This is a genomic window from Sphingomonas sp. (genome assembly GCF_036388215.1).
Taxonomy (GTDB): Bacteria; Pseudomonadota; Alphaproteobacteria; order Sphingomonadales; family Sphingomonadaceae; genus Sphingomonas.
This window is the reverse complement of the sequence record NZ_DASVSH010000024.1, coordinates 1-2,150: the sequence shown is the minus strand read 5'-3', so window position 1 is coordinate 2,150 and position 2,150 is coordinate 1. Positions and strand designations below refer to the sequence as shown.

Sequence of the window (2,150 nt, the reverse complement as noted above, 5' to 3'; positions counted from 1 at the left end):
GCCGGCCGCGACCGCGTCCATGCTCGCCGCCACCCGCGGAACCGCGGCCGTCCGGACCCATCCATCCAGCCCGCCGCATACCCTCGGCGCGCCCGCCGAAGCGGCCGCCGCGATCTCGTGTATCACTGTCGAACATCATATCCCTTACTTCTCTGTGTAGCAATCAAGATATATCTTTCAACAGTCTTTGCAAGCGTCTTTGTGATCGCACCTCGAGATCGGAGATTGATGCTCGCAAAGGTCCATACCGGCGCAGGCAGCGGGGCCGCTGGGAGCGATCGCAACCTCGCTGAATCGGAACTGCTCGCCCGGATGGATCGCGCCCGATACGACCCGCCAGGCCGCCTCTTCCATGCGCATCGTCAGCCGGCTGCGCGCACGACCTGCTGGTCGATCACGCCGAATAGAACACCGCCGTCGCGGCCGCGCGCCTCCATCCGAACGCGGTCTCCGAATCGCATGAAGGGCGTTTTCGGCGCGCCCTCGTCCACCATCTCGATACCGCGCCGTTCGGCGATGCAGGAGGAGCCGACGTGCCGGTAGTCATCATTGGATACGGTGCCCGATCCGATGATGGTTCCGGCCGGAAGCGACCGGCTGTGCGCAGCATGGGCGATCAGCTCGTGGAAACCGAACGTCATGGCATCGCCATTGGCGGCGCCGAAGCGCTCGGCATTGAGATCGACGATCAGCGGCAAGGCCACGCGGCCGTCCTGCCAGGCGTCGCCCAGCGCATCCGGGGTCACGGCGAAGGGCGCTGCGCTGCATGCGGGCTTGGCATGGATCCAGCCAAAGCCGGTCTTCATTTCCACTGGCGCGATCACGCGCAGCGACCAGTCGTTGATCTGCACGATCAAGCGGATGTGGGCCATCGCGTCATCAGCCGACACGCCCATCGGCACAGCGTCGGTGATGACCCCGAACTCGCCTTCGAAGTCGATGCCTTCGTCCTCCGAGGGAAGCGGCACGTCGTCGAGCGGGCCGAGGAAGCGGTCCGACAGGCCCTGGTACATCAACGGCAGGCTCGTCTCGATCGGCGGCATGTTGAAGGCCGTCTGCATCAGCTCGCTGTGGCTGGAGAAGGTGGAACCATCGAGCCACTGCCATGCCCGTGGCAGCGGGGCGCGACATCGGGCAGGATCGAGCAGGCTGCCTTCGCCGTCCGCCAGTCGTCCCGCGAGATCCCGAAGCGCCGGCTCCACCTTCGCCCAATCCTCCAAGGCCGCCTGCAACGTCGGAGCGGGCGCCCGGAGCATCCGGCCGCCGTCGCGCGAGACGACGACGAGCTGTCCGTCCGGGCCGCTGGAGGTGATGGTGGCGAGCTTCATCGATTGGGTCCTTTGTCGGTCTGGATCTGCAGTGCCGCCGCCAATCAGCCTAGGCCGAGCGAGAGCAGAAACCCGCGTGCCGGCATGCGCGCGTGGCCCGCCGGTGCATCAGCGTCATTGCCGTTCCACGACAGCGTCACTCGCGCAAACGCGCCGAAAGCCGCTTGCGAGCAGGCCGGAAAAGGCCGCGCTGACGCAGACGCCCGCCGGCCCATGCACGGAAATATGGCTCGATCATTCCTCGAAGATCGCGACGGCGCGGGTCCAGCCAGCCGACGCTCCCTTGATCTTGGCGGGGAAGCAACTGACCGTGAAACCGGTTGGCGGCAGTGTCTCGAGATTGCTCAGCTTTTCCAGGTGGCAATAGCCGATCTCGCGCCCGGCCTTGTGCCCTTCCCAGATCAGGCTCGTATCGCCCGTTTCCCGTACCCGCTCCGCCGTGTAGCTGAACGGCGCATCCCACGACCAGGCATCGGTGCCGGTCACGCGCACCCCGCGAGTGGTGAGGTACATCGTCGCCTCATATCCGATACCGCATCCTGCGGCGAGGAAGGCGGGGCCACCATACGCAGCGCCAGCGGCGGTGTTGACGAGGACGATGTCCAGCGGCTGGAGGTCGTGCCCGATCCGTGCCAGCTCGGCGGCGATCTCGTCGGCGGTGACGACATGGCCATTGGGCAGATGGCGGAAGTCGAGCTTAACTCCGGGACGGAAGCACCAGTCTAGCGGTACTTCGTCGATCGTGATCGCCCGCTCCCCGCCGTTCATCGTGGGATGGTAGTGCCAGGGGGCGTCCAGATGCGTGCCGTTGTGAGTCGTCAG

Annotated in this window: 2 protein-coding genes; both read right to left on the bottom strand. The window is 66.0% G+C overall.

Translation table 11 applies throughout. The annotated features are described in order from the left end of the window. Window positions 1-362: 362 nt before the first annotated feature. A complete protein-coding gene (locus tag VF617_RS09355) occupies window positions 363-1,328 on the bottom strand; it encodes a fumarylacetoacetate hydrolase family protein (RefSeq protein WP_331014613.1) in 966 nt (321 codons plus the stop codon). Window positions 1,329-1,562: 234 nt separating this feature from the next. After that, the coding region (locus VF617_RS09350; RefSeq protein ID WP_331014612.1) for a cyclase family protein at window positions 1,563-2,150 on the bottom strand (588 nt) is incomplete at its 5' end.